The 3086-nt window shown below is 66.0% G+C and carries 4 protein-coding genes; all 4 read right to left on the bottom strand.

The window, feature by feature from the left end; genetic code table 11:
* A partial coding sequence (locus JNW89_RS37425; protein WP_309140051.1) for a transposase occupies window positions 1-262 on the bottom strand: 262 nt, incomplete at its 3' end.
* Between the two features lie 133 nt (window positions 263-395).
* Window positions 396-989 carry a hypothetical protein gene (locus tag JNW89_RS32635; RefSeq protein WP_238451980.1) on the bottom strand — a complete coding sequence of 198 codons (594 nt, stop codon included), beginning with the start codon at window positions 987-989 and terminating at the stop codon, window positions 396-398.
* 914 nt (window positions 990-1903) lie between these two features.
* Window positions 1904-2188 (bottom strand): DUF6881 domain-containing protein, encoded by a 285-nt coding sequence (locus JNW89_RS32630; RefSeq protein WP_238451979.1) that lies wholly within the window; start codon window positions 2186-2188, stop codon window positions 1904-1906.
* 132 nt (window positions 2189-2320) lie between these two features.
* Window positions 2321-2797, bottom strand: coding sequence for a hypothetical protein (locus tag JNW89_RS32625; RefSeq protein WP_238451978.1), 477 nt, complete (start codon window positions 2795-2797; stop codon window positions 2321-2323).
* Between the last annotated feature and the right edge of the window lie 289 nt (window positions 2798-3086).

The following is a 3086-nucleotide window of genomic DNA, read 5'->3' as shown; positions in this document are numbered from 1 at the left end:
CCGCCGCAAGGGCGGTGCGCAACCGGTCGATGTCCAGCCGCCCGCAGGCGACGGCGTCATACAACGCCCCATGACCCCGACGGTGCTCACCCACCAGCGACAACTCCACCAACGACCGGACCGGCCCGTCAGCGCACAACACCGCGTCCGTCAGGTCGAACAACGCGTCCGCCCGAGCAGTCAAGCAGTCATAGAACTCTCGCCGGAACCCCGCCAACTCCCCGACGGCATCAGCCGGACCACGGTCATGCACACTGGTCACCAGAACAGCCCTTGGTAATTGATGTTCTTCCCTAGACAAGAAGATCATCAACCAAGGGCTGTTTCCGTCATCGGCCGGGGTCCCCACAGGACCTCAGGGGTTAAAAATCAAGCTAGGGCCGGGCTTACCAGCGTCAGCCGGCCGGGCGCTCCAGTTCGCCTCGCACCGTGAGGAAGTCGGCGGTGCGGTCGCCCTGCGGGCGGGAGGAGACGAAGGCAACCACTCCGACCGTTTCGCTGTCCGCCCAGCCGCAGACCGTCATAAAGCTCTCGTCCTCGGTGCGTCCGCGCCCGCAACGGGCCTCGCCCCCGAACCGGCCTACCTCAATCCTCTCGGTGGTGGGCGTCCGGTACGACCGGAGTGCGCGGTCCAGGGCACCTGCTTGGTCGGACACCCTCCCGGATGCGCCGCTGACGAACACTACGTCCGCGTCTGGAGTCTCGCCCCCGTAGGCCCAGCCGACCGCGCTGGTCGGTTCACCAACCTCGCGCTTCAGCTGGTCCAATCGAGACCGGGGCACCCCGGTCAGCACCCGGCTCATCGACTTGGGCATTCCGAGGATGGTCTCTGGCGTGTGCAGCTTCCGGGGCGGCGAGCTGCTTGCCTCTGCCCGCGTCGTGGGTGTCGGTGACGTGCACCCGGCGGTCAGCAGTAGCGCGGCCACCGCCAGCAACAGGACGGCCAGGGCGGCTGTTCGGGCGGTGAGGGTGCGACCGATCGTCGCCATAGTGCTCCTATCGGGGGCATCGGGAGCGGTAGCTTAATCCCCCGGTCGGTGGTGAGCGCCCGCACATGCCGCTGACAAAGCGCGGCGTCCGCGAGCGCGCCCGTCACCGTCCGTTCCCACTGTCGTCGGGTCGCTCGCCTCGTACCCGCGGGGCGGACCTGCGTTAGGCAGACTGTCCCGGCTGACCGCATGAGGCGGGAATCGAGGGAGCGGGTTGGGAGCAGCCGGGTGCACTGAACGGCGTTGAACTGCACTCAACGGCACCGAATGGCGCCCAACGGCGTACGCCGCGACCTGCTGTCTTGCGTTTTCGCAGGTCAGAGCAGGCGGAGCCTCCTGCTTCACAAACTGCGCTCAACGGCAGTGAACAGCAGTCAATGGCAGTCTATGTTGCCTGGTGGGGGAGTATCCGCAGGTCAGGCGGTAAAGAGCTTGCGGCGGCCCGGGCCTTACAGGTGGGTGCGGATTGGGTGCAGCTTGGCGAAGTGGTCACCGCCGCACGAAGTGCTCACCAGGGCTGCGGGCAGGGGAGGGCCTTGACCTGCGGTGATCTGTTCGAGTGGGTCGGCGTGACCTCCCAGAAAAGACCGAAGTGGTCAGGGTCCGCTGCTCCCCACTTTGGAGGGTGCTGGCTGTCGTCCTGGGGCTCGTATACGCCAGTCGCGAGAGCCGTGCTGCATCGACGTACCGCTCTAGGGTCGCGCCGGCGGCGTCGGTATGTATCCCGGCAATTGAGACTCAGATCCCATCGTCGGCCTTTCTGGACAGGGCTTGTTGCGGGGTGACCTCTTCGGCGTACCCGAAGGCCTCAGCACTGGTGGCTTGCGTTTCTCGGACGGGCTTCGCGGGCGACGTCCGCACATGCCGCGAAGCGCTCGCCACTGTCGTTGGCCGTGGTGCCGACAGACCCACTCCTACTCGCCAGCGGAGTCCCAGACACGCTCGAACGCGTCTCGCGTAACCATGTAGCGGTTCCAGTCCTCGTCCGCGTCATCGAGGCTCGCCTGCCCCAGGCTTCCGTGCTGGTCTTCCTCATGTCCGGGCCCGTAGCGGAGAACCGGGCCGTTGTCGTACGCCTCGATCTGCCGCACGTGCCAGCCGTCTTCATCGACCTCGAAGTACCAGACCGAGGGTCCCCAACCGTCGAATTCGTCGCCTCGTGACTCATCCCAGCGACGGCGGAGGAAGCGGCTCGCCATAGCGGGAGCCTACGGTCCGCGCACCCACACACTGCCGACAACCGCGCGGCGTACCGCGAAGCCGGTTTCCACACTCCTGGGCATCCAGCCCGCTGACCTCGCCGCTCGGAAGACGGCTCGTGCAACCGAAACTCAACCGCCGGTCACGAGCACAACCCGGTCGGCCTCCACGTCGTACCCGAGCACCGGCTCGTTTCCCAGCCCCTCGGGCGTCATCAGCACCGACTTGCGTAGCCTGCGGCCGATCGTGGTCATGAATCGGCAGAGGACATCCAACTGCTGTTGTCCCTGCAGCTCACGCAAGTCGACATCGAAGTCTATCTGCGAAGCCTCGTACAGCCGGAAGATCGCGAGAACACCCTGTGCTGGCGAGACGTTCAACTGGACGCCGGCCTCCTCGCGGAGACTCAGCATGTCCTCGACCGCGGCGGGCAGTGGGCGCGCATCTCTGTCGACTAGGTAAGCGAGCTGCCAGCCCTCCGACCTCACGAGGTCGACAAGAGCCTGCCAATCCTCGACGGTCGTCTCCGGCACGTGCACATCCGGGAGCGTCCCGTTCAGGTCAAGGTCGAACCAGACCTGAACGTCCTCCCACAGCAAGTCGCTCACACCGCCATGCTGCCGAAAACCCATTCTCACCGCGGCCGAGTTTCCTGACGGCCAACGTCACGCCGCCACGGCCGACCACAAGCCAAACTCGGACTGGACCGTCCCCCCAACTGGGCGCACTCTCATAGCCGCGATGAGCGCGGCCCTGTCGCGGACCGTGAGCGCCTCCGCGACGCGTCTTAAGGATCATGTCAAGCGTCTGGTGGGACGCCATTGTCAAGCATGTCCCGTGACGGGACGGGGCTTGACCACGTCGCGTTGCCGAATTGCGCTCTATCAGATCAAGGCG

It is taken from the genome of Micromonospora sp. 4G55 (genome assembly GCF_016803375.1).
The sequence above is the reverse complement of the archived record's forward strand: the minus strand, read 5'-3'. Positions and strand labels throughout refer to the sequence as shown.

What these genes read in the sequence shown, in the direction of transcription:
- JNW89_RS32635 (WP_238451980.1), bottom strand. Translation starts at nt 989, where the DNA reads ATGGCGACGATCGGTCGCACCCTCACCGCCCGAACAGCCGCCCTGGCC.
- JNW89_RS32630 (WP_238451979.1), bottom strand. Translation starts at nt 2,188, where the DNA reads ATGGCGAGCCGCTTCCTCCGCCGTCGCTGGGATGAGTCACGAGGCGAC.